The organism is Psychroserpens sp. S379A (genome assembly GCF_049800755.1).
Classification (GTDB): Bacteria; Bacteroidota; Bacteroidia; order Flavobacteriales; family Flavobacteriaceae; genus Psychroserpens.
In genome coordinates this window covers 508,115-532,512 of sequence record NZ_JBNAFQ010000002.1, presented here as the reverse complement: position 1 = coordinate 532,512, position 24,398 = coordinate 508,115, and the positions used below count along the sequence as shown (strand labels likewise).

Here is a 24,398-nt window from a genome sequence, read left to right as displayed (position 1 = left end):
AAAACTGATGTCTAACCTATAATAACTATAAACTAATAGACTTAAACGATTACATACAACTTGTTTTTTCTGACTACACACTCAGAACCATCACACTAGGAACCGCAATTCTTGGTGCTGTTACTGGTATGTTGGGAAGTTTTGCTGTACTCAGAAAACAGAGCCTTTTAGGTGATGCCATTTCTCATGCTGCACTTCCAGGAATCGCTATTGCATTTTTAATCACAGGAGCAAAAGATAGCAATACATTGTTGTTAGGTGCTTTGGTTAGTGGTTTGATTGGCACGTTCTGGATTCGTGGCATCATCACCAAAACACATTTAAAATCAGATACTGCTTTAGGATTGATTTTATCCTTGTTTTTTGGCTTCGGAATGTTATTGCTTACATTCATACAAAAACAACCTAACGCTAATCAAGCTGGATTGGATAAATATTTATTCGGACAAGCAGCTACGCTTGTTGAACGCGATGTGTGGATGATGGCAATCGTTACTGGAATCTGCTTATTTGTGTTGCTTCTGTTTTGGAAAGAGTTTAAAATTCTTCTATTTGATAAAGACTACGCAAAAACACTAGGCTTCAATACTAAAACAATTGATATCTTAATCACAAGTTTTATCGTGTTAGCTATTGTTCTTGGCTTACAAACTGTTGGAGTTGTGCTTATGAGTGCCATGTTATTAGCTCCTGCTGCAGCTGCTAGGCAATGGACAAACAGTCTTGCTAAAATGGTGTGTCTTGCGGCATTTTTTGGTGCTTTTTCTGGTATTTTCGGAACAGCCATTAGTGCGAGTCAGAGTAATTTATCTACTGGTCCAGTAATTGTTATTGTTGCGGCTGTGTTTGTGTTTGTTTCCTTTATATTTTCTCCTAGTCGTGGATTGTTATTTAAACAAATTCGATTTATAAAAAATCGTCGTGATTTACAACTTCATAAAACTTTAGCTTTTATGTATGGTATTGCTGAAACCCACGATAATATTGCGCATCCTCATGAGATTAAAATCTTAAATAACTTTCAAGGATACACTAAAGGAACACTCAAAAAATTAGTCGAAAAAAATTATGTTACAATTCAAGGAACGACATGGAGTTTAACTGAAGATGGATTTAATTCGGCTGCAAATTTGTACAATCAATTAACCAAACAAGATGAGTAACGCTCAATTAGAAATACAATTAATCGCGAGTTTGGTTGCGATTGCATGTGCAATTCCAGGAACATTTTTAGTGCTTCGAAAAATGGCTATGATTAGTGATGCGATTAGTCATTCTATTATACCAGGAATCGTTGTCGGTTTTTTTATTACTCAAGATTTAAATTCACCTTTACTTATTCTTTTAGCTGCAATTACAGGTGTTATTACTGTGGTTTTAGTAGAATATATTCAGAAAACTGGATTAGTGAAAGAAGACACAGCAATCGGACTTGTATTTCCAGTGTTGTTTAGTATTGGTGTGATTATGATTGCTAAAAATGCAAATGATGTACATTTAGATATTGATGCTGTACTTTTAGGCGAATTAGCTTTTGCGCCTTTTGACAGACTCCTTATTTCTGGAGTAGATGTTGGTCCGAAATCCCTTTGGATTATTGGAAGCATTCTAATTATCACACTCATCCTTTTATATGCCTTTTTCAAAGAATTGAAACTAAGTACTTTTGACAAAGGTTTAGCAGCTTCATTAGGCTTTTCGCCTGCTGTAATTCATTATGGATTGATGAGTGTGTCTTCAATAACTACTGTTGGTGCATTTGATGCTGTTGGTGCAATTTTAGTCGTTGCCTTAATGATTGCTCCTCCTGCAGCAGCATATTTATTGACCACAGATTTAAAAAAGATGTTAATCCTTTCAGTAGCTTTTGGTGTATTTAGTGCTATTTCTGGCTATTGGTTTGCGCATTGGCTTGATGCTTCAATCGCAGGATCTATTACAACAATTCTTGGACTTGTATTTTTAATGGTGTATTTATTTGCGCCAAGTAAAGGGATTATTGCTGTTTTATACAGAGAAAAACAACAACGTACTGAAGTCTCTTTATTAACCTTTCTACTACATTTAAAAAATCATGACGAAGAGGAAGAACGTCATGTAAATCACCTCAACGAACATATTAACTGGCAAAAAGTACGTTCAAAAACGGTTTTAGATTTGGCTCTAAAAAATAACATGATTGAAATAGATAATGATATTGTTTCGCTTACCTCTAAAGGTGATGAATTTACATCTCTTGCTATTGATTATATCATCACCAATGAAGATGCCCAAATTGAAGGTATGAAAGACGACTTCTTTTTGTTTAGAGGTTAAATTCTTCTGTCGATCCTCCTTATAAAGACCATTATTTCTTTACAACTGTCATGCCTTTTATCCAAAAAATTTCAGATTCATAAAACCGAATAGAAGTTTCAATAACTCTATCTGATTTATCTCTTGGCGATTTGCTAATGAATCTAGCTTTAGTTCCGTTAAAATCTAAAGTAAACTTATCGTCTAAGTCTGAAGCTTCAGTAGAAAACACAATTATTTTTTTGTTTTGAGTCCAAGTCCCTTTTCCATAAGTGTGAGTTTCTGGAGGAATACCGCTTTTAAGCCAACGAAAATTATAATATTCAAAAGTTCCGTCAGCATTAAGTGTTAAGGTTCGCTTCAACTCATGGTCACTAGAACTAGAATGGAGTTGATAAGTTCCTGCAATATCTTGAGCATTTGTGATTACACCACTTAATAACAGTGTAAGGCAGAATAAATATTTCATTTGTAATCGTATTGGTTGACTAATTCTTTATTACAAATTTTATGCCTAAATTATCTTGCACAATTGACACAGAGTAAACTTTCGGGTCTAATTACAATGCGACCAACAGGAATTTGTTGTTTGCATTTTAAACAGATGCCAAAATCTTTATCATCAATTTCAGATTTGCTCATTATGTTCCTCGTTATTAGAACCTAAATTTTTATCGACATATTCTATTTCTTGTTTTTCAAAAGAGCTAGGATGTTTTAAAATTCCTAGATTAGAATCTGAATTTTCATTGGTATTCACTGTTAGCTTAATAATTATAAAAGCTGCAAAAACTATTATGACAAAACCTACGATCCAATACACCATAATATTTCTTATTAAAACCCTCTCTCCTTTTGTAATTGCTCGTATGCTTTTTGAACTTGTCTGAATTTTTCTTCAGCACCTTTTTGATGTTCTTTGCCTAAATGAATCACTTTATCTGGATGGTATTTTTTTGCCATTTTTCTGTAGGCCTTTTTAATCTCATCAACTGTTGCGTTTTTGGTGATTTCTAAAATTTTATAAGCATTATCAACACTATCATAAAACATGGCTTTTATACTTTCGTAATCACGAGAACTAACACCTAAATAGCCACAAATTGTATAAATTTGTTTCACTTCAGGCTCTGTTACCATACCATCTGCTTTAGCAATTCCGAAGAGAAAATGAACCAACTGCAAACGAGACGAATGATCCATCATTTGCTTAATTTGCAAGCATACTTGTCGTGTTGGAATGGTTTGCTTGTTAATATTTTTAAATAAACGAAATGCATGATTAGCACGTTCTTTACCATACATGCTTACAAATTGCTGTCGTACATAATCTAATTCCTTTGGATCTTGAATGCCATCGGCTTTAATGACAACCGAAGCTAAAATAAGCAAGCTCACTTCAAAATCTCCAGATTGTGTTTGCGAGCGCTGAGTTCGCCTTTCATAATTAGGCTTTGTTCTATACGTTCCTTTAGAACGACGACGTGTTGTTTTTCCATCATCTAATAAAAATCCACCTTGTTCAGAAGCTCCATCAATCAAACTCCCAATAGCTAATCCAATAATAGCTCCTACTGGTCCACCAAACGACCAACCTAAAGCACCACCAATCCATTTTGCAAAACTCATATATGTATTCTTTTTTAATATTCAAATATACTATAGTTCGTCTTCTTTTATTGTCATTTGTTACTGATTTTACATATTGAAAACCTAAATAGCAGCATTGAAACTGCTTACTATGAGCATCGCTCTAAACACATATTTTGCGTATCTTTGTATGATAAATATTAATCTGAAAAAAATAAATATATGTATCCAGCAGAATTAGTAAAACCTATGCGTGAAGATTTAACCAACGTTGGTTTTGAAGAATTACATACACCTGAAGCTGTAGAAACAGCATTAAGTAAAGAAGGAACAACCTTAATAGTTGTAAATTCTGTTTGTGGTTGTGCCGCAGCAAATGCACGTCCAGGAGCAAGAATGAGTTTACAAAACGCTAAGCGTCCAGATTATATTGTGACTGTTTTTGCTGGTGTTGACAAAGACGCAGTAAATACAGCAAGAGAACACATGGTTCCATTTCCTCCAAGCTCACCAAGTATGGCTTTATTTAAAGATGGAGAATTGGTTCATATGTTAGAGCGTCACCACATTGAAGGTCGTCCAGCAGAATTAATTGCTGAAAACCTTATGGATGCATACAACGATCATTGCTAAAAAAGTAAAATTACTATTGAATTTTAAACCACGATTTACTCGTGGTTTTTTTGTGAATTATGGTCTTTAAATTACTTTTGCTGCATGAGAAAACTACTGGCTTATCCTTTAACAATACTATACTTTATAGCCTTTGGAATAAGTTTACTTGTTTTTCATCCTATACAATGGTTTTGTTTTAATGTTTTTGGATATCAAGCGCATAAAATAAGTGTCGATGCGCTTCAGTTTTGTTTACTGAGATGTCTTAATCTTTTAGGAACTCGATTTACATGGAACAACCTTCATCATATTCCAAAAAACAGACCATTAATCATTGTTTCTAATCATCAAAGCATGTATGATATTTCGCCTATCATATGGTATATGCGACAACATCATGTAAAATTTGTAAGTAAAAAAGAATTAGGAAAAGGCATTCCGAGTGTATCATATAATTTGCGTCATGGAGGCTCCATTTTAATTGATAGAAAAAATCCGCGTCAAGCATTACCTGCTATGCTTCAGTTTGGTGAATATATTGAAAAAAATAAACGAGCCGCTGTTATTTTTCCTGAAGGGACACGAAGTAAAGACGGAACACCAAAGCCTTTTAAAACTAAAGGATTAGAATTATTATTTAAAAAAATACCTTCAGCATTGGTAGTGCCTATAACTGTAAACAATTCATGGAAAATGTTACGCTATGGAAAATTTCCAATGGGAATTGGTAATCACCTAAAGTTTACTGTTCATGAACCTGTCGAATTAAATTCTGTTGAAGATCAATCAAAACTCATAAAAGATATAGAACAAACCATTACCAAAGCAATTATTTTAGAATCATGACTTCAGACGAACTTAAACAGATTGAATTGACAAAAACCTTTGTAAAGCAAACTTTAAAAACTGCTGAAGGTGGTCATGACTGGTTTCATATTGAACGTGTTTACAAAAACAGTAAACTCATTGCCAAAAATGAGACTGTAGACAACTTTGTTGTTGCATTAGGTGCTTTATTGCATGATATTGCTGATAGCAAATTCCACAATGGAGATGACACTATAGGTCCTCAAAAAGCGAGAGCGTTTTTATTTAGTATCAACGTAGATTCTGTTGTTATTGAACATGTGGTTAAGATTATTGAAAACATCTCTTTTAAAGGTGGCAATGTTACACAACAATTCTCTTCAAAAGAATTAAATGTAGTTCAAGATGCAGATCGTTTAGATGCACTTGGAGCTATTGGAATTGCAAGGACTTTTAATTATGGTGGTTTTAAAAATCATAAATTATATGATCCTGAAATTCTTCCAAAATTAAATATGACTAAAGAAGAATATAAAAATTCTAAAGCACCAACCTTAAATCATTTTTATGAGAAGTTATTGCTTTTGAAGGATCGAATGAATACGAATACAGGGAAACAAATTGCATTACAAAGACATCAATACATGGAAGGTTTTTTGAAACAATTCTATGATGAATGGAATGGCTTAAAATAGCTTCATTTGACCGTCTTTATAAACCTCATGTAATTGAGTATTTAATCTAGGCATGCCTTTATTTGTGAAATACTTAAGTCTAGCTAATTTTACCAAATCATTTATTTGTTTTGCAATTTGACCTTCGCCACGCATTCGAGTTCCATATCTGGAATCGTTGAGTATTCCTCCATGGCAATTTTCAATTTGATGCAACACTTTTTTTGCTCTATCTGGCATTGCTTTTTGTATCCAATCTGTGAAAATTTCACCAATAGCACCATTTAATCTCACAATAGTATGTGCAATACTTAAAGCTCCAGCATCTGAAACTGCTTTTGCTAATGGTAAAATTTCATGACTATTAATTGAAGGAATTATAGGAGCCAACATCACGTTTACAGGAATGCCATTTTCGCTTAATGTCTTAACAGTTTCTAAGCGCTTTTTTATTGTTGCTGTTCGTGGTTCTAAAATTCTTCTAGTGGTTTCGGAAAGTGATGTAATGGAAACATTTACACTAATTAGATTGTCTTTTGCTAATGCTTTTAAAAGATCTAAATCACGAAGAATTAAAGCATTTTTAGTTATGATAGAAACGGGATGCTTGTACTTTAAAAACACTTTCAAACATGCTCTAGTAATTTCAAATTGTTTTTCTGCTGGCTGATAACAATCTGTATTTCCAGACATGACAATTGGATAGGCTTTCCATTGTTTTCGTTTTATATATGCTTCTAATAATTTTGGAGCTTCCTTTTTTACGAGGATTCGCCTTTCAAAATCTAAACCAGCACTAAATCCCCAAAATTCATGACTATTTCTCGCATAGCAATAAATACAACCATGTTCACAACCTTGATACATATTCATAGAATATGCCATTCCAACATCTGGACTCTTCACTTTATTGACTATCGTTTTAGGAAATACTAGAAGATAAAGCGTTTTATTTTGATCTGCTTCTTCTCCTTCTTTTGCACAATAGTTTAAAAAATCGTCTCGCTGTTCATGGCTTAACTCAAAGAAGCGGTTATGAACATTCTGTTGAGCTCCACGACCTTTTATAATTGATTTTTTTAACATATTTTGCAATTTTTTGTAAAATTACAAAATATGTTGTTTGGTTAAAGAATGTTTAATATGAGTTATAAACAAAAAAAGCGACCTGTTTCAAGTCGCCTTTCAAACTTAAATTTAGTATTCTAAAGACTCAGTTCTAATATTTGTTTTTCTTTTTTCTTATTACCTTCAAATAGTACGCTTTTACCATTTTTAGTCATCACACCATACTTGGTTTTATAAGTCATTTGAGAATCCTTGTCTCCTACAAGTATCTTGTAGTTAAATGAGCCATCTGGTGTTATTTCAATAGCATATAGGTTCATTTTTTTAACCTTTTTTTGCTTAAATTGGATTCTGTCATCTTTTAGTTTCTTGACTTCGTCTCCTCCATTTAAAAACAAATACATATTTCCATTTGAAACTGTAGACGAAAAAGACAAGTAACTTATAGCTCCTCCAGTAGTAACTTGGGTTTTATTTATGGTTCTTATCCATTGCATCTCTCCAGAACTGTTAAGTTTACAAGTATAAATATCATTGTAATGATAATTGTAGTACGTACTGGTACTACCATTTGTGCTAGTTCTCGTATGTACTGTAATATAAAATTCTTCAGCATTAAAATAGAGGTCTCCATTTTGGTCTATAATAAAATCTCGATAAGTTAAATATGGTAATTCTTTATTTTTTTTCTTCTTTCTTTTACCTTTTCTTTCACCATATTTATCGATCATAAATTGTTCGGTGAACTCATTAAACGTTGAATTTTCAATACTTAAGGTTTCTGGGTTAAGGTCAAAAAAACATATGCCTTTATAATCGTCAGAATTTCTATCTGAATAAGAACCTAACGTGTATAGTTTACCATTTTTCAATACAATAGCCATTGATTGAATGTAGTGGTTTTCAGTTTTAAAAGAACTTCCTAAAGTTCCATCAGAATTCACTTTATAAACTTTATAGTCGTAATTAATTTCTCCTTTTATTTTATCTCTAAAACTATCATTTTTATAAGCTTTTCCTAAATAATATACAGAACCATCTACATCACTAACAGAAAAGGAATTGTACTGAAAATATTTGTCTTTTATATTCTCTTTAAAAGTTTGATCAATAACTTTTTTCCAATTGCTATCATATACTATAATTTGATGTGTTTCTTTTTTGTCGTCTTTAATATCAAAGTTAAATGCTATAAATTCATTATTTTTTGAAACTCTAACCTCTCCTGTTGGGTCATGATCTATTTTACCTACATTAGTAATAGGAACAAATCCTATTCCGAAAAAGAAAGGTTTCTTTACTTTTTTTCTATCTATTGAAAATAGTTTTTCATCGGAAAACTTTAGAGTATTCGGATCGGCTTTCAACACATAATAATCGTTGGTTTTATTGTCTTTGTTTTTTCGATACTCAATAATGTTGACCTCATTATTTTTTATGAATATATTCTTAATTCCACTATCATCCATCTCCATTTCATGACTAGCAACGAGATTAAGATCATTGTCATAATACTCAAGATAATATCCTTTAGGTAATCTCATCATTCCACCCATAAATTGCCTAACAATTAAAACTCCTCCATCGTCGTTACTACAACTAAAAACAAGTTTAGAATGTTTTTTCTTGTCTTTTGTAATAGCACTTTTTTGAACTTTGATTTGGTCTATTTGTCCAAGGGCAGTAAAAGGCGAACATAGCATGACTGCTATGAATAATGTGAATATTGATTTCATATTATGATTTAAAATTCATAGTCTATTTTCCAGGAAAAGCTGCTTTCCGTTTTTCTAAAAATGCTGTTGTGCCTTCTTTAAAATCTTCAGTACCAAAACATTTCCCAAATTGTTTGATTTCAGTTTTAAATCCATCAACACCATCTTTATAGTTTGCGTTCACAGCTTTGATTGCAGCTTTAATAGCAACTGAGGAATTTCGCATAATTTTTCCAGCAATTTTTTCAGCAAGAGGAATTAATTCTTCTTGAGTAGTGACATGGTTTACCAGACCATAATCTAATGCTTGATTAGCGTCAATCATTCCAGCAGTCATCACCATCTCCATTGCACGTCCTTTACCTACCAATTGAGGTAAACGTTGTGTGCCTCCATAACCAGGAATAACACCAAGTGACACTTCTGGCAAGCCCATTTTGGCATTATCACTAGCAATTCTAAAATGAGCAGACATAGCCAATTCTAAACCACCTCCTAATGCAAAACCATTTACGGCTGCAATTACAGGTGTCGATAAATTTTCGACAAAATCAAATAACAATTCTTGACCGTTAGCAGCCAATTTTTTTCCTTGTTTAACATCAAAATCTGCAAACTCACTAATGTCTGCACCAGCAACAAACGCTTTCTCTCCACAACCAGTAATAATAATAACCTTAGTGTCTTTGTTTTTATTCGCTTCATTAAAAGCATCGTGCAATTCTTGAATTGTTGCTTTATTTAAAGCATTTAGCTTACTAGGCCTGTTAATTGTAATGGTTGTAATTCCGTTGTCTGTATTCGATAAAATATTTTGGTAACTCATAGTGTTTTTATAATTAAATCTTAGGAAATCGAACTACAAAAGTAGTTCCTATATCTTGTTGCGATGTAAAGGTAATACTTCCTTTATAAGTTTCCACAATATTTTTTACCATCGCAAGTCCTAATCCCATTCCGCTAGATTTGGTTGTGAATTTAGGCTCAAAAATCTTGTTTTTATTCTCTTGAGAAACTCCAATACCATTATCTTCAACCGAAATTTTAACCATTTCTTCTTCTGAAGTAACCAGCACTTTAATCTTAGGATTTTCTTTATCATGCGGAATGGCTTGTGTTCCATTTTTTACTAAGTTGGTCACTACTCGAATAAGTTGAGTGCGATCAAAATTTGCTTCAAGGTCATGATTATCTGAAGCAAACTCAATATAGTCTTCGCTAAAAATATCTAAGGCTAATTTTACAATACTCGTTACATTGAGTGTTTCTTTTTTTTGAGCTGGCATTTTAGCAAAGTTTGAAAACGCAGACGCTATAGAGCTCATTGTATCAATTTGTTGAATAAGTGTTTTACTAAATTCGTCTACTTTTTGATGAATATTTTCATCTTCAGGATTAAACTTTCGTTGAAAACTCTGTACGCTTAATCGCATTGGTGTTAACGGATTTTTAATTTCGTGAGCCACTTGTTTTGCCATTTCTCTCCAAGCTTGTTCACGTTCACTTGTTGCCAACTGAACAGCACTTTCTTCAAGCTCATCAATCATACTATTATATGAATTGACTAAGGTTGCTATTTCTTCACTAGAGGATTCTATATCTATTTTCTTGTTGCGTTTTTCAAGTCTAGTTTCATTAATTTTATCTGCAATATTTTTTAAAGTCTTTGTAATATATTTAGACAAAAGTAATGCTAAGAGAATGGCGATTAACATCATAAACAAATAGGCATAGCCTAAACGCTCAAGAAATTCGTTCAATTCTTTATTTAAAAAATCATCATTTTCTAAATATGGTAAGTTTAAAATGGCTAGTGGCTTCGATTTTGAGTCGTAAATATAACTGTAAGACGATTGAAATGTTTCACCATTTTTTTTGTTTTTAATAACAAACCGATGCTCTGCAGTATTTGAAATCGCATTAAGAACTTCTGCAGCTATACAGGTGATGGTCGTATCTCGCGAAAAACTTGCTTTAGACGATTTTAATAAGGTACCATCTATGTCGTATAAATTAATTTTAAGTCCGTGAATAGCAGCAATTCTATAAATTTCATCCTTAAATATAAGTGGTACTTTTTCGGTTTCAACAGGATATGTGGTTTCTTTAATCACATAATTTATATCACTTATAATGGCTTTTTCTTTACGTTCAAGTCGCTCTCTATGATAATCTCTTGCTTCTTCATTGTATTGATAAATGGTTACAGCGGCAATCAATATTGATGCAATAAGCACCAATAAAATCATAGCAAAAAAGATGCGAACTCGTAAAGACATTTTTTTTAACCTCATCTGAAAATTTGTAGTGGCTCTAGATAATTTTTCAGTTAAATGTAGCAATAATTAAGCCAACATTATGCATCTGGATTTTTGCTTCTAATATTTTTATACACTTTAAAGCCTATCATTAATAAAATACCTAAAACGATAATACCAATAACTCCAAATATCCAGTTAATCGCATTTTTGAGTATCACAAGAAATATAACAGCAAATAAAATAAAGGTTGCACCTTCATTCCAAAGACGCATAAAGTTAGATGTTTTTTTGACTTCATCTCGTTGTAATTGCTTGTAAAATTGATGTGTTTTTAAATGGTATAATATCAATAGTATCACGAAGGTTAACTTGACATGCATCCAAGGTTGCTCTAATAAAAAAGGGTTTAATACCAATAACCAAATTGCAAAACTAGTCGCTAAAATTGCTGAAGGCCAAGTAATGATAGTCCATAATCGTCTTGCCATAAGCTTTAACTGCTTACCTAATATTTCTTTATCAGGTGATGGTTTGTAGAACGCTTCAATTTGATATACAAATAGTCTAGGAATATAAAAGAGACCTGCAAACCAAGTGATAATAAAAATAAGATGTAACGCTTTTATGTAATTGTAATACTCCATTAATCTTCAACAAATAAATAGTTTAGTTGCTTCTCATTAAATGCCTTATTAAAACCTTTAATTTCTTCTCTAATCAATTGGTTAAATTTATCTAACTGAGTTTTAATTTTTGCAGATAATTCATTTTTAACAGCAATATCTTGTTCTGTAGGTGCAAAATCTCCTATACCAACTAAAGCGTTTAAATGACCTAATTTATTCGTTAATCGGATAGGAAAATTTAAAGGATCTTGTCTACTTCTGTTTTTTGTTTGATACAAAGCTTCTTCAATTTTGGTAAAGTCTTCTTTAAGTTGCTTTGCTTTATCTAATAAATCCTTCAAATCGTCATTGCCTTTATATTGTGTTTCAAATGCTGAAAGTTGCTTCCTAATATTTCTTATTTTTTTAATCGATTTATGTGCTTCGTCCATAGTTGCATTAACATCAGTAATAAAATCAAATTGTTGTTGCATCTCAGCTTGAGTACTTTCTGCTCTTGGGTCTGCTACTATCTTAAAGGTGTTAGACATCTCGACTGCGCTCGATGTGACACTATTATTAATATTAAGATGCACTTTATAAGTGCCAGGTATGGCTTGCGGACCATCAAGACTTGCCCACCATAAAATCATACCATCTAACTGTTCAGCACCTTTATAGGTCATATCCCAAACAAACTGATTCATCCCTTTTTTAACCTCTAGTTTATCTTCCTTTTTATTTTTAGTTGAATATGTTTTGATGGTATCTCCCTTTTGATTGAAATATGTTAAAGCTACCTCATCATTTTCTTTATCGTAATCTTTTATACTGAAATACGTGATAACTCCATTAGGATGATTAGTTCCAGAGGTTTTACTACCTTTTACATAACCACCTCGCATTCGATACGTGTCTTTTGGTTTAAAAAGTCTATTTGTTTTAGTATTAGAATTGTAAAGCTGATGAAGAACTGTCAAGTCATCAATCATCCAAAGGCTTCGACCTTGAGTAGCTACAATTAAGTTATCGTCTTTAACAGCTAAATCTGTAATTGGTACTATTGGTAAATTTAATTGAAATGGTTGCCAATTTTTACCATCATTAAACGAGACATACATTCCTGTTTCTGTTCCAGCATATAATAATCCTTTTTGCTTTGGATCTTCTCGAAGTACTCTTGTAAAATGCTCTGCATCGATTCCGTTAGTAATCTTTTTCCAAGTCTTTCCATAATCAGTCGTCTTGTATAAGTAAGGTGCAAAATCTCCTGTTTTATATTTTGTACCAGCAATATAACACGTTCCAGCATCAAAAGCACTCGGTTCAACACTGTTAATCATCATCCATTCTGGCATACCTTTTGGCGTGACATTTTCCCAAGTTTGCCCTCCATTCTTTGTGACATGAACTAAGCCATCATCACTTCCAACCCAAAGCAAACCTTCAGTAATTGGTGATTCTTGAGCTGCAAAAATGGTACAATAGTATTCAACAGATGTATTATCTTGTGTAATTGGGCCTCCAGAAGATTTTAGTTTTTCAGGATCATTTCTGGTTAAATCTGGACTGATAATGCTCCATGATTGTCCTTCATTTTCAGTCACATGTACATGCTGAGAAAAGGTGTATAATCGGTCTGGATTGTGTTTAGAAAATATAATCGGAAAATTCCATTGAAAACGATATTTCATACCTTCTGCGCCATGTCCCATAGGATTGTCTGGCCAAACATTAATTGCTCTTACTGTACCTCGTTTGTGATTATAACGTGTTAAAAAGCCATCATAACTTCCGCCATAAACAATATCATTATCTTCTGGATCTACTGCTATATGAGCCGATTCTCCTCCAGCTGTCGATTCCCAATCGTCTTCAGAAATTGACCATCCATCAGTTCTGTGAGAAATTCTAATTGTTGAATTATCCTGTTGCGCAGCATAAATACGATACGGAAAATGATTATCTGTCGTCACACGATAAAATTGTGATGTTGGCTGATTGTGATAAGTACTCCATGTTTCGCCTCCATCGTAAGTAACTTGTGCACCTCCATCATCACCAATAATCATTCGATTTGGATTTTCGGGAGCAATCCATAAATCGTGGTGATCTCCATGTGGTGCATTGTGTGTACTGAAGGTTTTTCCACCATTAGTACTTTTATGATAACGAACATTTAAAACATAGACAACATCTACATCTTTTGTATCTGCATAAACTCTAGTATAATACCAAGCACGTTGACGTAATTTTCGTTCACTATTGACTTGTGTCCAAGTGTTTCCTCCATCATCACTTCGATACAATCCACCTTCATCTTTATTTTCAACCATTGCCCAAACGCGTTGATTGTTTACAGGAGAAACAGTAACACCAATGATTCCTAGAGTACCTTTAGGAAACCCTTCTTTAGTAGAAATTTCAGTCCATGTTTCACCTCTATCTGTACTTTTCCAAAGTGCGGAACCTTCACCTCCTGAACTCAAACTATAAGGTGTTCGTTGAACTCTCCAAGTTGACGCATATAAAATTCTAGGATTTGTTGGATCAATAATTAAGTCAACTACACCTGCTTGGTCATTAGAATACAAGATTTTATTCCAAGTTTTCCCACCATCAGTACTTTTGTAAACACCTCTGTCTTGAGTTGGTTTATAAATGTTTCCTAATACTCCAGCATACACAATATTATGATCTGTTGGATCCACAGCAATTCTTGGGACATGTCGTGAGTTTTTTAATCCAGCCGAAGTCCATGTTTTTCCTGCATCAACACTTTTCCACATACCATAACCAGAAGACACATTACCACGAACCGTTTTTTCTCCTCCTCCAACATACATCACATTAGGATCACTTTTAGAAACTGTTATTGCACCAATACTTCCACCAAAAAAACTATCAGAGATATTTTCCCAACTTCGTCCACCATCTAATGTTTTCCAAATGCCTCCACCTGTAGATCCAAAATAATATAAGTTTGGTTTATTAGGAACTCCTGTTACTGCAGCGCTTCGTCCTCCTCTAAAAGGACCAAGCAAGCGATATTCGAGTGCATTATATTGAGATTCATCAAAAGTTTGCGCTTGAATATTTGTTAAAAATATACAGGAAAGGAAACAGAAAAAAAATACAGAAATTCTCATACTCTGGTGTGGTTTATTTTTTGAATCTTAAAAATACTAATTAATACAAACTAATTCTCTTGCGGCAATAATTTTAACTTCACTTCTCTATGTAAAAATAATGCTGTTACTAGTGTAGATAACACATCAGAAATTGGAAATGACATCCAAACACCTAATTCTCCATAAAATTTTGGTAAAATAAAAATCAATGGAATAAAGAAAAAGCCTTGCCTTGTTAAAGTTAATAATAAGGCTGGAATTGCTTTTCCAACAGCTTGAAAATAAGCTGCTCCAATAAGTTGCACTGCTATTATTGGTGTTGCTGCAAATACCCATCGCATTGCTGAAGGCGTTTCATTTAATACATCTGCATCAGTTGTAAATAATCTAGTAATCTCTTCAGGAAAAATCATAAGAACAACAAACACTAAAGTTCCTAAAACCATGGCATATTTTAGTGCAGTTGCTATTGTTAATCGCACACGTTGGTAGTGTTGAGCACCATAATTAAAACCTGCAATAGGTAAAAATCCTTGTGTAATTCCGAATACAGGAAACAAGGCAAACATGAGCATTCTTCCTACAATTGCATAAGCTGTGACAGAAGTTTCTCCTCCTAAATCGAATAATATATTGTTCATAAACAAATAAGTCACACTCACAACAGCTTGCCTAGAAAGTGTTACAAATCCTAGTGATCCTATTTCTTGAATAATTGGTAAGCGCAATTTAAAATAACAATTGGTGAGTTTTAATTCTGAATTTTTAGACAAAAAATACCATATTAAAAACAAAAAACACAAGAGATAAGATCCTGTTGAAGCCCAAGCTGCACCAGCCATTCCAAAGTCGAATACATTTATAAACACATAATCTAACACTAAATTTCCAACCGAAGGAATCATCATCGCATACATCGCAAATTTTGGTTTTCCTTCTGCTCTAATCACAGTATTTCCCATCATGCACAATGCCAAAAACGGAATACCATATAATACTATGGTGTAATAAATTTTAGCAGGTTCAAAGATGCTTCCTTTTCCGCCGAACACTGGAATTATAGTATCTACAAATGCTAATCCAGGAATGATTAATATAATTGTAAATAATAAAGTTAACGTAATTTGATTTCCAAAAACTTTAAGTGCTTTTGTACTGTCGTTAGCTCCTAAAGCACGTGAAATGATAGACGAGCCTCCAACACCTATACTCATTCCTAAAGCTGCTATAAAAAAAGAAACAGGAAGCACAACATTTATTGCTGCAATAGCAACAGAACCAATCCATTGACCGACAAAAATGGTGTCAACCAAAATATTGAGTGACATGACTAAAATTCCAATAGATGCAGGAACAGCTTGCTTAATTAAAAGCTTGCCAATAGGTTGTGTTCCTAAATCTTTAGAAGATACTTTAGACATTATGCTTCAACAGTTTCACTTAAAGCCCATTGATTAATCCAACTGGAAAGTAAATCGACAAATTCTTGATCATCGTTTAAGCAAGGAACAGTTGTAAATTCTTGTCCTCCCATTTCATGGAAAATCTCTTCACCTTCCATCGCAATTTCTTCAAGTGTTTCGAGACAATCACTTACAAAAGCTGGCGTAACAACAGCAAGTTTTTTTATACCTTCTTTTCCTAAACGCTCAATTGTTAAATCGGTATATGGTTGTAACCAAGGGTCAAAACCTAATCGAGATTGGAACGATGTTGAATAGGTTCCTTCTTTTAAATTCAATGTTTCGACAACCCGTTTTGTAACTTCAAAGCATTGATGTCTGTAACAAAATTTATGAGCTTTACTTGGTGTTGCACAACAACTACCATCGATTTTACAATGCGACTTTGTGATGTCACTTTTTCGTATATGACGTTCGGGAACACCATGATATGAAAACAACAAATGCTCATAATCTTTGTCTTCAAGATGCCTAGCAATTGAGTTTGATAACACTTTTATATAATTTGAATCCTTATAAAATGCTTTTAAATCTTGGATTGTAATATGAGGAAAATGCGTTTTTCTAATGGTTTCTGCCAAGACTAAAATAGTTTCGGTAGTTGCCATAGCATATTGTGGATATAGTGGCATTAAAAACACTTCGTCAACGCCTTTGTCTACTAATTCTTGAAGGCCTTTTTTAATTGTCATACTTCCATAGCGCATAGCTAATGCTACAGGAACTTCAACTTGTTTCTGTACTTTATTTTGTAAGCGTTCTGATAAGACAATTAATGGCGAACCTTCTTTCCACCAAATTTTTTTATACGCTTCTGCTGAAGCTTTAGGACGTGTATTTAAAATAATTCCTTTAACCAAAAGTGTTCTTGCCCAAAGTGGCACATCAATGACGCGTTCATCCATCAAAAATTCACCTAAATAACGCTTAACATCTTTAGGGTTTGGCGAATCTGGCGAACCTAAATTTACAAGTAAAACTCCTTTCATTCGTTTATTAATTTTCTTTAAGTAATTCGGTTCGAATGCTCTCTGGAATAACTGAATTAACAATCATTTTCATAGCGTCGTCATTTCCTAAAAATTTCCATCCTTTGTACTGCGGATCGTTAATTGCAAACATTGTTGCACTCATATCGATAATTAAAGACATCGTTTCTAATTCTTCTTTAACATGTTCTTCGCCAAATTGCGTTTGCATAGTCGCTTTCATAAACATTAAAAACCCTTTTTTATCTTCTTCAGTTTGCTCATCTTCTGTTAAAAAAGTCATTTTCATTGTGCTTGAATAGAAAATCGCAGCATAGTCAATTCCATTTAAAGCTTTCTTATCTGTAACTTTAGTCACATCGTTGGCCAAAAACTGGATTTTCATATCTTCAGCATTAAACATCTGTTGCATTCCAATTTTCATTTGTTCTCTTGGAGCCATTTCAAAAACTTTTGGGTACATATAATCTAAAACACCATCAAAATCTTGATTGACCATAAAGTCAAAATAAGCATTAGCTTCGGTTGTTAATGTTTCTTTAAGGGATTGTGAGTGTGCTGAAATGGATATAAAGCAAACTAAAAAAAAGCTTAAAAGGTGTTTCATTGTTACAATTTATTTTTTCAAAAATACAACAGTCTTTGGTTACAGTTAATGTTTTATAATTTAATTAGGATAGAGACATCAAATACTTTTTTGGAGTCGTTCCGTATTTCTTTTTAAACGCTGAAATAAAATGACTTGATGTGCTGTACCCAACTTTAAGTCCGACCTCATTAACATTATAATCTCCAGCTTCAAGAAGTTTTCTAGCAACTTCCATTTTGTAATCAAACAAAAAGCTAAATACCGAATCGCCATAAATTTGTTTAAAGCCTTCTTTAAGCTTTTTTAAACTAAGTCCTATTTCTTCTGAAAGCTCTTGTAATGTTGGAGGCTCTGCCATTCGAGAAATAATAATGTCTTTAGCTTTTCGAATTTTAATCACATTGGTTTCATCAACTAAAAATGGACACTGCTCTACATCTGCATCTTCGTTTCTATTAAAATAAAGACTCAATAATTCTAGAGCTTTTCCTTTAAAATATAATTGTTTGATGGAGTTATTTAAATTATAATTGATGATTTGATTTAGTGCTATTGCCATAGAAGGCGAAATACTTCCATCCTTATAATATTTTTTGTCTTTATTATCTTCACTTAAAAACGTAATATAATCGGCTTCTTGAGAAAATAGACCATGAAACTTTTTAATAGAAACTAAAACAGAAACCAACCACGAATTAGGATGCACTTCTAAATGAATTGGCAAATCCCGTTGTGGATTATACAACAACAGTGAGTTCTCCTCTTCAATTTTTAGCTTGTACGTTCCGTTATTAAATACAAATTCGCTAGAGCCTTTGATACAAAAATGAAATTGAATAAAACGACTATCAATCTCACGCTCAACAATTTGAATATTATGTTGTTCGTTCTGAAACGTTAGCACAAAAAAACCATCTGCTAGTTTCGTTTCTTCAAATGAACCTCTAGCGATATTTTTTGAGATTGAAAAATCAATTTCTTTTTTGTTGTTATTTAGATTCATTCTAAACAAAAGAGGTTTAAAGTGTTGATATGACTACAAAAATATGACATTTATCATTTTATTTTAAGAAATAGCTCTAAAAAACCACAAACGACACTAAAAGTTCTTCTAGCGTTGTTTTTTTTTGACATGCATTTCTATTTTTGTTTCGTATTTATCCAAATCAGGTATGGAGCATTACAATAAGTCGAAAGGCACAACATTTTATGCCATTGGTCTCAGCTATAAAAAAGCTGATGCTGAAGTGCGTGGTCATTTTAGTTTAGATGACACTTCAAAACTTGCAGTATTAATGCAAGCTAAACAAAACGGAATTGAAAGCCTTATTGTTACCTCAACATGTAACAGAACTGAAATTTACGGGTTTGCAGAGCATCCATTTCAGTTAATTCAATTGTTATGTGACAACACAAAAGGCACAGTTGAAGAGTTTCAAAAAGTGGCTTATGTCTACAAAAACAGAGAGGCTATTTCGCACTTATTTCGTGTAGGCTCAGGATTGGATAGCCAAATACTTGGTGATTTCGAAATTATAAGTCAGTTAAAAACTAGTGCTAGACTTTCAAAAAAACACCAACTACTAAACCCTTTTCTTGAACGATTAGTTAATGCTGTCATACAAGCTTCAAAACGCATCAAAACTGAAACCGAAATTTCTTCTGGTGCAACTTCTGTCTCGTTCGCTTCTGTACAGTACATTATGAATGAAATTGAACACGTTTCAGAAAAAAGTATTTTACTCTTCGGAACAGGAAAAATTGGGCGAAATACATGTGAAAACTTGGTAAAACATACCAAGAATGAGCAAATAACCTTAATTAATAGAACTAAGAATAAAGCTGAAGCTGTTGCAGGAAAATTCAACCTTTTGGTTAAAGATTATGCAAATCTTCAAGAAGAAATAAATGCGTCTGATATTTTAATCGTTGCTACAGGAGCTCAAAATCCAACTGTCGACAAACACTGTATTCAAACCACAAAACCGTTGTTGATTTTGGATTTATCCATTCCAAAAAACGTAAATGAAAATGTAAGCGATTTAAGCAATGTTACCTTAATACATTTAGATGACTTATCTCAAATTACAGATGAAACTTTAGAACGAAGAAAAGAACATATTCCAGTTGCTGAAGCAATTATTGAAGAGATAAAAACCGAATTTAATGCTTGGTTAGCAACCCGAAAGTTTGCACCTACAATTAAAGCGCTAAAATACAAGCTTACCGATTTTGCCACTGCAGAACTAGATACGCAACGCAAAAAAATGACTGACTTCAACGAAGTGCAAGCCGAAGTGATTAGTAATAATATCATTCAAAAAATCACAAACCATTTTGCGCACCACTTAAAAGACGACAATATATCTGCAGATGACAGTCTAGAGCTCATTAAAAAAGTGTTTCAATTAGAAACCACACAAGAGCATGTCTAAAATTATCCGAATTGGAACACGTGATAGTGAACTCGCACTATGGCAAGCTAAAACTGTACAATCGCAACTTGAACATTTAGGACACAAAACTGTACTGGTTCCTGTAAAATCAACAGGAGATTTAGTACTCAATAAACCTATTTACGAGTTAGGAATTACTGGTGTTTTTACAAAAACATTAGACATCGCAATGCTTAACGAAGAAATAGATATTGCTGTACATTCCTTAAAAGATGTTCCTACATTATTACCAAAAGGTATTGTTCAAGCTGCAGTTATAAAACGAGGTAATGTAAAAGATTGTTTAGTTTATAAAAACAATGAAGAGTTTCTATCTCAACGAGATGCAATTATTGCAACAGGAAGTTTACGCAGAAGAGCACAATGGTTAAATCGTTATCCTACGCACACATTAGTAGATTTACGTGGTAATGTAAATTCACGATTACAAAAACTAGAAGACAATAACTGGAATGCTGCTATTTTTGCAGCAGCAGGATTAGGAAGAATTGGCATTAGACCTGAGCAGACCTTTAATTTAGATTGGATGATTCCTGCACCAGCTCAAGGTGCTATTATGATAACTGCCTTAGAAACTCACGACCATGTTTTGGCTGCTTGTGCTGAAATTAATCATAGTGATACCGAAATTTGTACATCAATTGAGCGAGAATTTTTAAATCGTTTAGAAGGTGGTTGTTCTGCTCCAATTGGAGCTATAGCTTTCATTAAAAATGAGGAAATCCATTTTAATGGCATTTTATTAAGTCTTGACGGAAGTAAAAAAATAGAAGTACAACGTACTGTTGCTCTTGGTGAGCATAAAGATTTAGCAGAAATTTGTGCCAACTATATTATTGAACGAGGAGGCAAACGTTTAATGGATTCAATTAAGGAATCTTCGAAAGAAGTGAACATCTATTCAACTAAAACCTTAACTGAAGATCAAAAACAACTGTTTCATGATGACGTGGTTTCTAAGAGTTCAGATTTTGTAAAAATTGGATTAAGCAGAATGACTCATAAAGTCATAAAGCCAATGCCTAAAAATGTGATTGTCACAAGTAAAAATGCAGTTGAAGCCTTACTGATGAATTTTGCACCACAAGAACTTCAGTTTGAGAATGTCTATTGTGTTGGGAGACGAACTAAGCGGTTTTATGAACGAAAAATAGGTAAGGTAAAGCACACTGAAAATAATGCTAAAGCCTTAGCAGAGTATTTAGTAGAATATATTGAAGGAACCGAAGTTACTTATTTTTGTAGTGATATTCGTTTGAATACATTACCTAATATCTTAAAAGACAGCAATATTGAAGTCAACGAAGTTAATGCTTACAACACAAAATATGATGCTCTAAAAATAGACAACACAGTAAAAGGTGTCATGTTTTATAGTCCTTCAACAGTACAAAGCTTTAAACAGGAAAATGTAGCAAAAGAAAATATGATTGCTTTCTGTATTGGTGAAACTACAGCTAAAGAAGCTAGTAAACATTTTGATGATGTAAGAGTCGCAAAAATACCAACTGTAGAAAGTGTAATAGAGTTGGTGAATTTGCATTTCGTGCATTAGTTATTGGCTGTTGGCAAATTGAAATAAAATGAGTAAAAACTAAAATATGAGGAATTTTAGAACTCTAACATTTGGAAGAATGGGATTAAAACCGAAACACAATTAATTATTTCTCAAGAACTAGGATTTATTCCTAAAGAAGATTTAATAACCATTTTTAAACTTCTTAATAAAGAAGCAAAGATGATAAACAGTTTAATAACTAGAATAAAAAACAGCTAATCGCTAAAAGCCAAGTGCCAACTATGAAGAACGATTTATTTTTAAGAGCCTTAAAAGGAGAAACTGTTGAACGTCCTCCTGTATGGATGATGCGTCAAGCTGGCAGGTATCTACCTGAATTTATGGAAATTAAAGCGAAGTATGATTTCTTTACACGATGTCAAACTCCAGAATTAGCTAGTGAAATTACTGTACAACCTATTAGGCGTTATGGAATGGATGCTGCTATTTTGTTTAGTGACATTCTCGTTATTCCTCAAGCTATGAATATAGAGGTGTTAATGAAACCAAATATTGGTCCGTTTTTACCTCAGCCTATACGTTCTCAAAAAGATGTTGACAATGTTATAGTACCAGATGTAAAAGATGCTTTAGATTATGTCTATCAAGCCATAAAAGCAACTAAAGAAAAACTGAATGATGAAATTCCTCTAATTGGTTTTGCTGGTTCACCATGGACAATTTTATGTTATTGCGTTCAAGGACAAGGCAGTAAAAACTTTGACAAAGCCAAAGAATTTTGTTTCACAAATCCTGTTGCTGCACATACTTTACTTCAAAAAATTACAGACACCACAATTGCTTATTTAAAAGAAAAAGTAAAAGCAGGTTGTAACGCTGTTCAAGTGTTTGATTCTTGGGGAGGAATGCTCTCTCCTGTCGATTATCAAGAGTTTTCCTGGCAATATATTCAACAAATTATTGATGCTTTAAAAGATGATGCTCCTGTGATTGCCTTTGGAAAAGGTTGTTGGTTTGCACTGGGTGAAATGGCAAAATCTGGTGCTTCAGCTTTAGGTGTTGATTGGACTTGTTCTGCTAAAAATGCGAGATATTTAACAGGTGGAAATATTACACTTCAAGGTAATTTTGATCCAACACGTTTATTTTCTCCACCTTCAGAAATCAAAAAAATGGTGCATCAAATGATTGACGAGTTTGGAAAAGATAAGTATATCGTAAATTTAGGTCATGGAATTCTTCCAAACATTCCATTAGACAACGCTAAAGCATTTATTGATGCTGTAAAAGAATATAAAGCATAAACTAAACGATTAATATATGGTAAAGAATATTTTTAAAGGGATACAAGCGTACTCAAGTTCTTTAGCATTAATCTCAAAGCTTAAACTCTGGAAATACTTTTTTATTCCAATCATTATTAGCGTCATAACAGCTACTGTTATCGGGTTTTCAGCCTATGGACTATCTGATAATATTGGTCGCTTTATTGCAAAAATTTGGGTTTGGGATTTTGGAAAAGAAACCTTCACAACCATCTCAACATTTATTGGTGGCATAATAGTTTTAGCTGTTGGTTTAATTCTGTATAAGCATATCATTATGGCTTTGTCTGCGCCATTTATGAGTCCTGTTTCCGAAAAAATAGAAGCACATTTAACTGGTGTTGACATTCATAGTCATAGAAACACAACGTTTAAAGAACAGCTTTGGAGAGGGATTAGAATAAATATGAGGAATCTTTGTAAAGAATTACTCATTACGATTCCTATTCTTTTATTGAAATTTATTCCTGTGGTTAATATATTTTCAACCATTCTGTTATTTTTAGTACAAGCTTACTATGCTGGTTTCGGAAATATGGATTATACTTTAGAACGTCATTTTAAGTATCGAGAAAGCATTCAATTTGTTAGAAAACACCGAGGAATTGCCATCGGAAACGGAATCGTTTTTATTTTGTTTTTATTAATTCCAGTAATAGGTGTGATTTTAGTATTGCCTATGAGTGTTACTGCTGCTTCATTAAAAACCGTTAGCATTTTAAAGCAAAACAATCTACTTTCAGAAAACAAAACACTAGCCAAATGAAGTTGCAATTTGAAGGTTTTGAAATTAGTCCGATTCACGAAGGTGATGCCTGGAAAATCTGTGATTTTGTAATTTCTAATTCCGACAGATTAAAACAGTATTTACCAAAAACTTTAGAGCAAAATTTAAATCCAACCTTATCACAACTATACGTTGAAAATCGAATCAAAGCTTTTCAAAATAAAGAAACATTTGTATTTACTATAAAACAATCTAAAACACGACAACTTGCTGGACTAGTCATTCTTAAAAACCTAGATTGGAAAACTAAACAAGCTGAGTTTGCCTATGCTATTGATTATAATTTTAAAGGCCAAAAGATAATCTCTAAAGCTGTAGAAAAAGTATCTCGTTATGCATATAATGAATTTGGTTTAAAAACCTTTCAAATCATCACGCATAAAGACAATATCTCTAGTGTAAAGGTTGCAACAAACAACAACTTTATTTGGCAAAAAACGCTTACAAAAATATTTACTCCTAATGGTGAGCAACCCTTAGATATGGAGCTATATGAATTGTATAAATAA

General features: G+C 33.0%; 24 protein-coding genes. 10 read left to right on the top strand and 14 right to left on the bottom strand.

The annotated features are described in order from the left end of the window. Positions 1 to 35: 35 nt before the first annotated feature. Complete coding sequence (locus ACP15M_RS07185) at positions 36 to 1,163, top strand: metal ABC transporter permease (protein WP_425076883.1); 1,128 nt, start codon at positions 36 to 38, stop codon at positions 1,161 to 1,163. Further along, positions 1,156 to 2,316, top strand: a complete 1,161-nt coding sequence (locus ACP15M_RS07180) for a metal ABC transporter permease (RefSeq protein ID WP_425076510.1) — start codon at positions 1,156 to 1,158, stop codon at positions 2,314 to 2,316. The genes ACP15M_RS07185 and ACP15M_RS07180 overlap by 8 nt, the downstream gene beginning before the upstream one ends. 31 nt (positions 2,317 to 2,347) lie before the next feature. Here ACP15M_RS07180 and ACP15M_RS07175 read toward each other — a convergent pair whose 3' ends face one another. From ACP15M_RS07175 to ACP15M_RS07160, 4 genes are read right to left on the bottom strand one after another with little or no spacing between them, the layout of a single operon-like run. Next, entirely contained in the window at positions 2,348 to 2,764 is a 417-nt protein-coding gene (locus ACP15M_RS07175; protein WP_425076509.1) for a hypothetical protein, read from the bottom strand. A 50-nt stretch (positions 2,765 to 2,814) separates the two neighbouring features. After that, complete coding sequence (locus ACP15M_RS07170) at positions 2,815 to 2,937, bottom strand: TraR/DksA C4-type zinc finger protein (protein ID WP_425076508.1); 123 nt, start codon at positions 2,935 to 2,937, stop codon at positions 2,815 to 2,817. Then, positions 2,924 to 3,121: a hypothetical protein gene (locus tag ACP15M_RS07165; RefSeq protein ID WP_425076507.1), complete on the bottom strand. Its 198-nt coding sequence runs from the start codon at positions 3,119 to 3,121 to the stop codon at positions 2,924 to 2,926. The genes ACP15M_RS07170 and ACP15M_RS07165 overlap by 14 nt, the downstream gene beginning before the upstream one ends. 11 nt (positions 3,122 to 3,132) lie before the next feature. Beyond that, complete coding sequence (locus tag ACP15M_RS07160) at positions 3,133 to 3,924, bottom strand: TerB family tellurite resistance protein (protein WP_425076506.1); 792 nt, start codon at positions 3,922 to 3,924, stop codon at positions 3,133 to 3,135. Positions 3,925 to 4,107: 183 nt separating this feature from the next. Here ACP15M_RS07160 and ACP15M_RS07155 point away from each other — a divergent pair, with 183 nt between their 5' ends. The 3 genes from ACP15M_RS07155 to ACP15M_RS07145 all read left to right on the top strand — a co-directional run bounded on the left by ACP15M_RS07155 (position 4,108) and on the right by ACP15M_RS07145 (position 6,002). Further along, positions 4,108 to 4,518, top strand: a complete 411-nt coding sequence (locus ACP15M_RS07155) for a BrxA/BrxB family bacilliredoxin (RefSeq protein WP_425076505.1) — start codon at positions 4,108 to 4,110, stop codon at positions 4,516 to 4,518. A gap of 84 nt (positions 4,519 to 4,602) precedes the next feature. Beyond that, positions 4,603 to 5,346 carry a lysophospholipid acyltransferase family protein gene (locus tag ACP15M_RS07150; RefSeq protein ID WP_425076504.1) on the top strand — a complete coding sequence of 248 codons (744 nt, stop codon included), beginning with the start codon at positions 4,603 to 4,605 and terminating at the stop codon, positions 5,344 to 5,346. Then, positions 5,343 to 6,002, top strand: a complete 660-nt coding sequence (locus ACP15M_RS07145) for an HD domain-containing protein (RefSeq protein WP_425076503.1) — start codon at positions 5,343 to 5,345, stop codon at positions 6,000 to 6,002. Before ACP15M_RS07150 ends, ACP15M_RS07145 begins: the two co-directional genes overlap by 4 nt. Here ACP15M_RS07145 and ACP15M_RS07140 read toward each other — a convergent pair. From ACP15M_RS07140 to ACP15M_RS07095, 10 genes are all read right to left on the bottom strand, one after another. Beyond that, positions 5,994 to 7,067, bottom strand: coding sequence for a PA0069 family radical SAM protein (locus tag ACP15M_RS07140; protein WP_425076502.1), 1,074 nt, complete (start codon positions 7,065 to 7,067; stop codon positions 5,994 to 5,996). The genes ACP15M_RS07145 and ACP15M_RS07140 overlap by 9 nt on opposite strands. A 119-nt stretch (positions 7,068 to 7,186) precedes the next feature. Further along, a complete protein-coding gene (locus ACP15M_RS07135; protein WP_425076501.1) occupies positions 7,187 to 8,785 on the bottom strand; it encodes a hypothetical protein in 1,599 nt (532 codons plus the stop codon). 22 nt (positions 8,786 to 8,807) lie between these two features. Further along, complete coding sequence (locus tag ACP15M_RS07130) at positions 8,808 to 9,590, bottom strand: enoyl-CoA hydratase/isomerase family protein (protein WP_425076500.1); 783 nt, start codon at positions 9,588 to 9,590, stop codon at positions 8,808 to 8,810. A gap of 13 nt (positions 9,591 to 9,603) precedes the next feature. Continuing rightward, the gene (locus ACP15M_RS07125) at positions 9,604 to 11,058 is read right to left on the bottom strand and encodes a sensor histidine kinase (protein WP_425076499.1); all 1,455 of its coding nucleotides are present in this window, start codon (positions 11,056 to 11,058) and stop codon (positions 9,604 to 9,606) included. A gap of 62 nt (positions 11,059 to 11,120) precedes the next feature. Beyond that, a complete protein-coding gene (locus tag ACP15M_RS07120; protein WP_425076498.1) occupies positions 11,121 to 11,669 on the bottom strand; it encodes a CopD family protein in 549 nt (182 codons plus the stop codon). Continuing rightward, entirely contained in the window at positions 11,669 to 14,779 is a 3,111-nt protein-coding gene (locus tag ACP15M_RS07115; RefSeq protein WP_425076497.1) for a WD40/YVTN/BNR-like repeat-containing protein, read from the bottom strand. Before ACP15M_RS07115 ends, ACP15M_RS07120 begins: the two co-directional genes overlap by 1 nt. Before the next feature lie 50 nt (positions 14,780 to 14,829). After that, entirely contained in the window at positions 14,830 to 16,182 is a 1,353-nt protein-coding gene (locus ACP15M_RS07110) for an MATE family efflux transporter (protein ID WP_425076496.1), read from the bottom strand. After that, a complete protein-coding gene (hemH, locus tag ACP15M_RS07105) occupies positions 16,182 to 17,213 on the bottom strand; it encodes a ferrochelatase (protein WP_425076495.1) in 1,032 nt (343 codons plus the stop codon). The genes ACP15M_RS07110 and hemH overlap by 1 nt, the downstream gene beginning before the upstream one ends. 7 nt (positions 17,214 to 17,220) lie before the next feature. Then, entirely contained in the window at positions 17,221 to 17,820 is a 600-nt protein-coding gene (locus ACP15M_RS07100) for a hypothetical protein (RefSeq protein ID WP_425076494.1), read from the bottom strand. 64 nt (positions 17,821 to 17,884) lie between these two features. Continuing rightward, a complete protein-coding gene (locus ACP15M_RS07095) occupies positions 17,885 to 18,805 on the bottom strand; it encodes a helix-turn-helix transcriptional regulator (RefSeq protein ID WP_425076493.1) in 921 nt (306 codons plus the stop codon). A 169-nt stretch (positions 18,806 to 18,974) separates the two neighbouring features. On the opposite strand from ACP15M_RS07095, the gene hemA reads away from it, so the two are divergent. The 5 genes from hemA (at position 18,975) to ACP15M_RS07070 (ending at position 24,398) form a co-directional block, all read left to right on the top strand. Then, complete coding sequence (hemA, locus tag ACP15M_RS07090) at positions 18,975 to 20,237, top strand: glutamyl-tRNA reductase (protein WP_425076492.1); 1,263 nt, start codon at positions 18,975 to 18,977, stop codon at positions 20,235 to 20,237. Beyond that, complete coding sequence (gene hemC, locus ACP15M_RS07085) at positions 20,230 to 21,813, top strand: hydroxymethylbilane synthase (protein WP_425076491.1); 1,584 nt, start codon at positions 20,230 to 20,232, stop codon at positions 21,811 to 21,813. Before hemA ends, hemC begins: the two co-directional genes overlap by 8 nt. Positions 21,814 to 22,058: 245 nt before the next feature. Then, a complete protein-coding gene (hemE, locus tag ACP15M_RS07080; RefSeq protein ID WP_425076490.1) occupies positions 22,059 to 23,081 on the top strand; it encodes a uroporphyrinogen decarboxylase in 1,023 nt (340 codons plus the stop codon). A gap of 16 nt (positions 23,082 to 23,097) precedes the next feature. Then, the gene (locus ACP15M_RS07075) at positions 23,098 to 23,868 is read left to right on the top strand and encodes an EI24 domain-containing protein (protein WP_425076489.1); all 771 of its coding nucleotides are present in this window, start codon (positions 23,098 to 23,100) and stop codon (positions 23,866 to 23,868) included. Next, positions 23,865 to 24,398 (top strand): GNAT family N-acetyltransferase, encoded by a 534-nt coding sequence (locus ACP15M_RS07070; protein ID WP_425076488.1) that lies wholly within the window; start codon positions 23,865 to 23,867, stop codon positions 24,396 to 24,398. Before ACP15M_RS07075 ends, ACP15M_RS07070 begins: the two co-directional genes overlap by 4 nt.

What these genes read in the sequence shown, in the direction of transcription:
- ACP15M_RS07170 (WP_425076508.1), bottom strand. Translation starts at nt 2,937, where the DNA reads ATGAGCAAATCTGAAATTGATGATAAAGATTTTGGCATCTGTTTAAAA.
- ACP15M_RS07125 (WP_425076499.1), bottom strand. Translation starts at nt 11,058, where the DNA reads ATGAGGTTAAAAAAAATGTCTTTACGAGTTCGCATCTTTTTTGCTATG.
- ACP15M_RS07160 (WP_425076506.1), bottom strand. Translation starts at nt 3,924, where the DNA reads ATGAGTTTTGCAAAATGGATTGGTGGTGCTTTAGGTTGGTCGTTTGGT.
- hemE (WP_425076490.1), top strand. Translation starts at nt 22,059, where the DNA reads ATGAAGAACGATTTATTTTTAAGAGCCTTAAAAGGAGAAACTGTTGAA.
- ACP15M_RS07145 (WP_425076503.1), top strand. Translation starts at nt 5,343, where the DNA reads ATGACTTCAGACGAACTTAAACAGATTGAATTGACAAAAACCTTTGTA.
- ACP15M_RS07095 (WP_425076493.1), bottom strand. Translation starts at nt 18,805, where the DNA reads ATGAATCTAAATAACAACAAAAAAGAAATTGATTTTTCAATCTCAAAA.
- ACP15M_RS07175 (WP_425076509.1), bottom strand. Translation starts at nt 2,764, where the DNA reads ATGAAATATTTATTCTGCCTTACACTGTTATTAAGTGGTGTAATCACA.
- ACP15M_RS07075 (WP_425076489.1), top strand. Translation starts at nt 23,098, where the DNA reads ATGGTAAAGAATATTTTTAAAGGGATACAAGCGTACTCAAGTTCTTTA.
- ACP15M_RS07110 (WP_425076496.1), bottom strand. Translation starts at nt 16,182, where the DNA reads ATGTCTAAAGTATCTTCTAAAGATTTAGGAACACAACCTATTGGCAAG.
- hemC (WP_425076491.1), top strand. Translation starts at nt 20,230, where the DNA reads ATGTCTAAAATTATCCGAATTGGAACACGTGATAGTGAACTCGCACTA.
- ACP15M_RS07130 (WP_425076500.1), bottom strand. Translation starts at nt 9,590, where the DNA reads ATGAGTTACCAAAATATTTTATCGAATACAGACAACGGAATTACAACC.
- ACP15M_RS07155 (WP_425076505.1), top strand. Translation starts at nt 4,108, where the DNA reads ATGTATCCAGCAGAATTAGTAAAACCTATGCGTGAAGATTTAACCAAC.
- ACP15M_RS07115 (WP_425076497.1), bottom strand. Translation starts at nt 14,779, where the DNA reads ATGAGAATTTCTGTATTTTTTTTCTGTTTCCTTTCCTGTATATTTTTA.
- ACP15M_RS07120 (WP_425076498.1), bottom strand. Translation starts at nt 11,669, where the DNA reads ATGGAGTATTACAATTACATAAAAGCGTTACATCTTATTTTTATTATC.
- ACP15M_RS07150 (WP_425076504.1), top strand. Translation starts at nt 4,603, where the DNA reads ATGAGAAAACTACTGGCTTATCCTTTAACAATACTATACTTTATAGCC.
- ACP15M_RS07140 (WP_425076502.1), bottom strand. Translation starts at nt 7,067, where the DNA reads ATGTTAAAAAAATCAATTATAAAAGGTCGTGGAGCTCAACAGAATGTT.
- ACP15M_RS07180 (WP_425076510.1), top strand. Translation starts at nt 1,156, where the DNA reads ATGAGTAACGCTCAATTAGAAATACAATTAATCGCGAGTTTGGTTGCG.
- ACP15M_RS07135 (WP_425076501.1), bottom strand. Translation starts at nt 8,785, where the DNA reads ATGAAATCAATATTCACATTATTCATAGCAGTCATGCTATGTTCGCCT.
- ACP15M_RS07100 (WP_425076494.1), bottom strand. Translation starts at nt 17,820, where the DNA reads ATGAAACACCTTTTAAGCTTTTTTTTAGTTTGCTTTATATCCATTTCA.
- ACP15M_RS07070 (WP_425076488.1), top strand. Translation starts at nt 23,865, where the DNA reads ATGAAGTTGCAATTTGAAGGTTTTGAAATTAGTCCGATTCACGAAGGT.
- ACP15M_RS07165 (WP_425076507.1), bottom strand. Translation starts at nt 3,121, where the DNA reads ATGGTGTATTGGATCGTAGGTTTTGTCATAATAGTTTTTGCAGCTTTT.
- hemA (WP_425076492.1), top strand. Translation starts at nt 18,975, where the DNA reads ATGGAGCATTACAATAAGTCGAAAGGCACAACATTTTATGCCATTGGT.
- hemH (WP_425076495.1), bottom strand. Translation starts at nt 17,213, where the DNA reads ATGAAAGGAGTTTTACTTGTAAATTTAGGTTCGCCAGATTCGCCAAAC.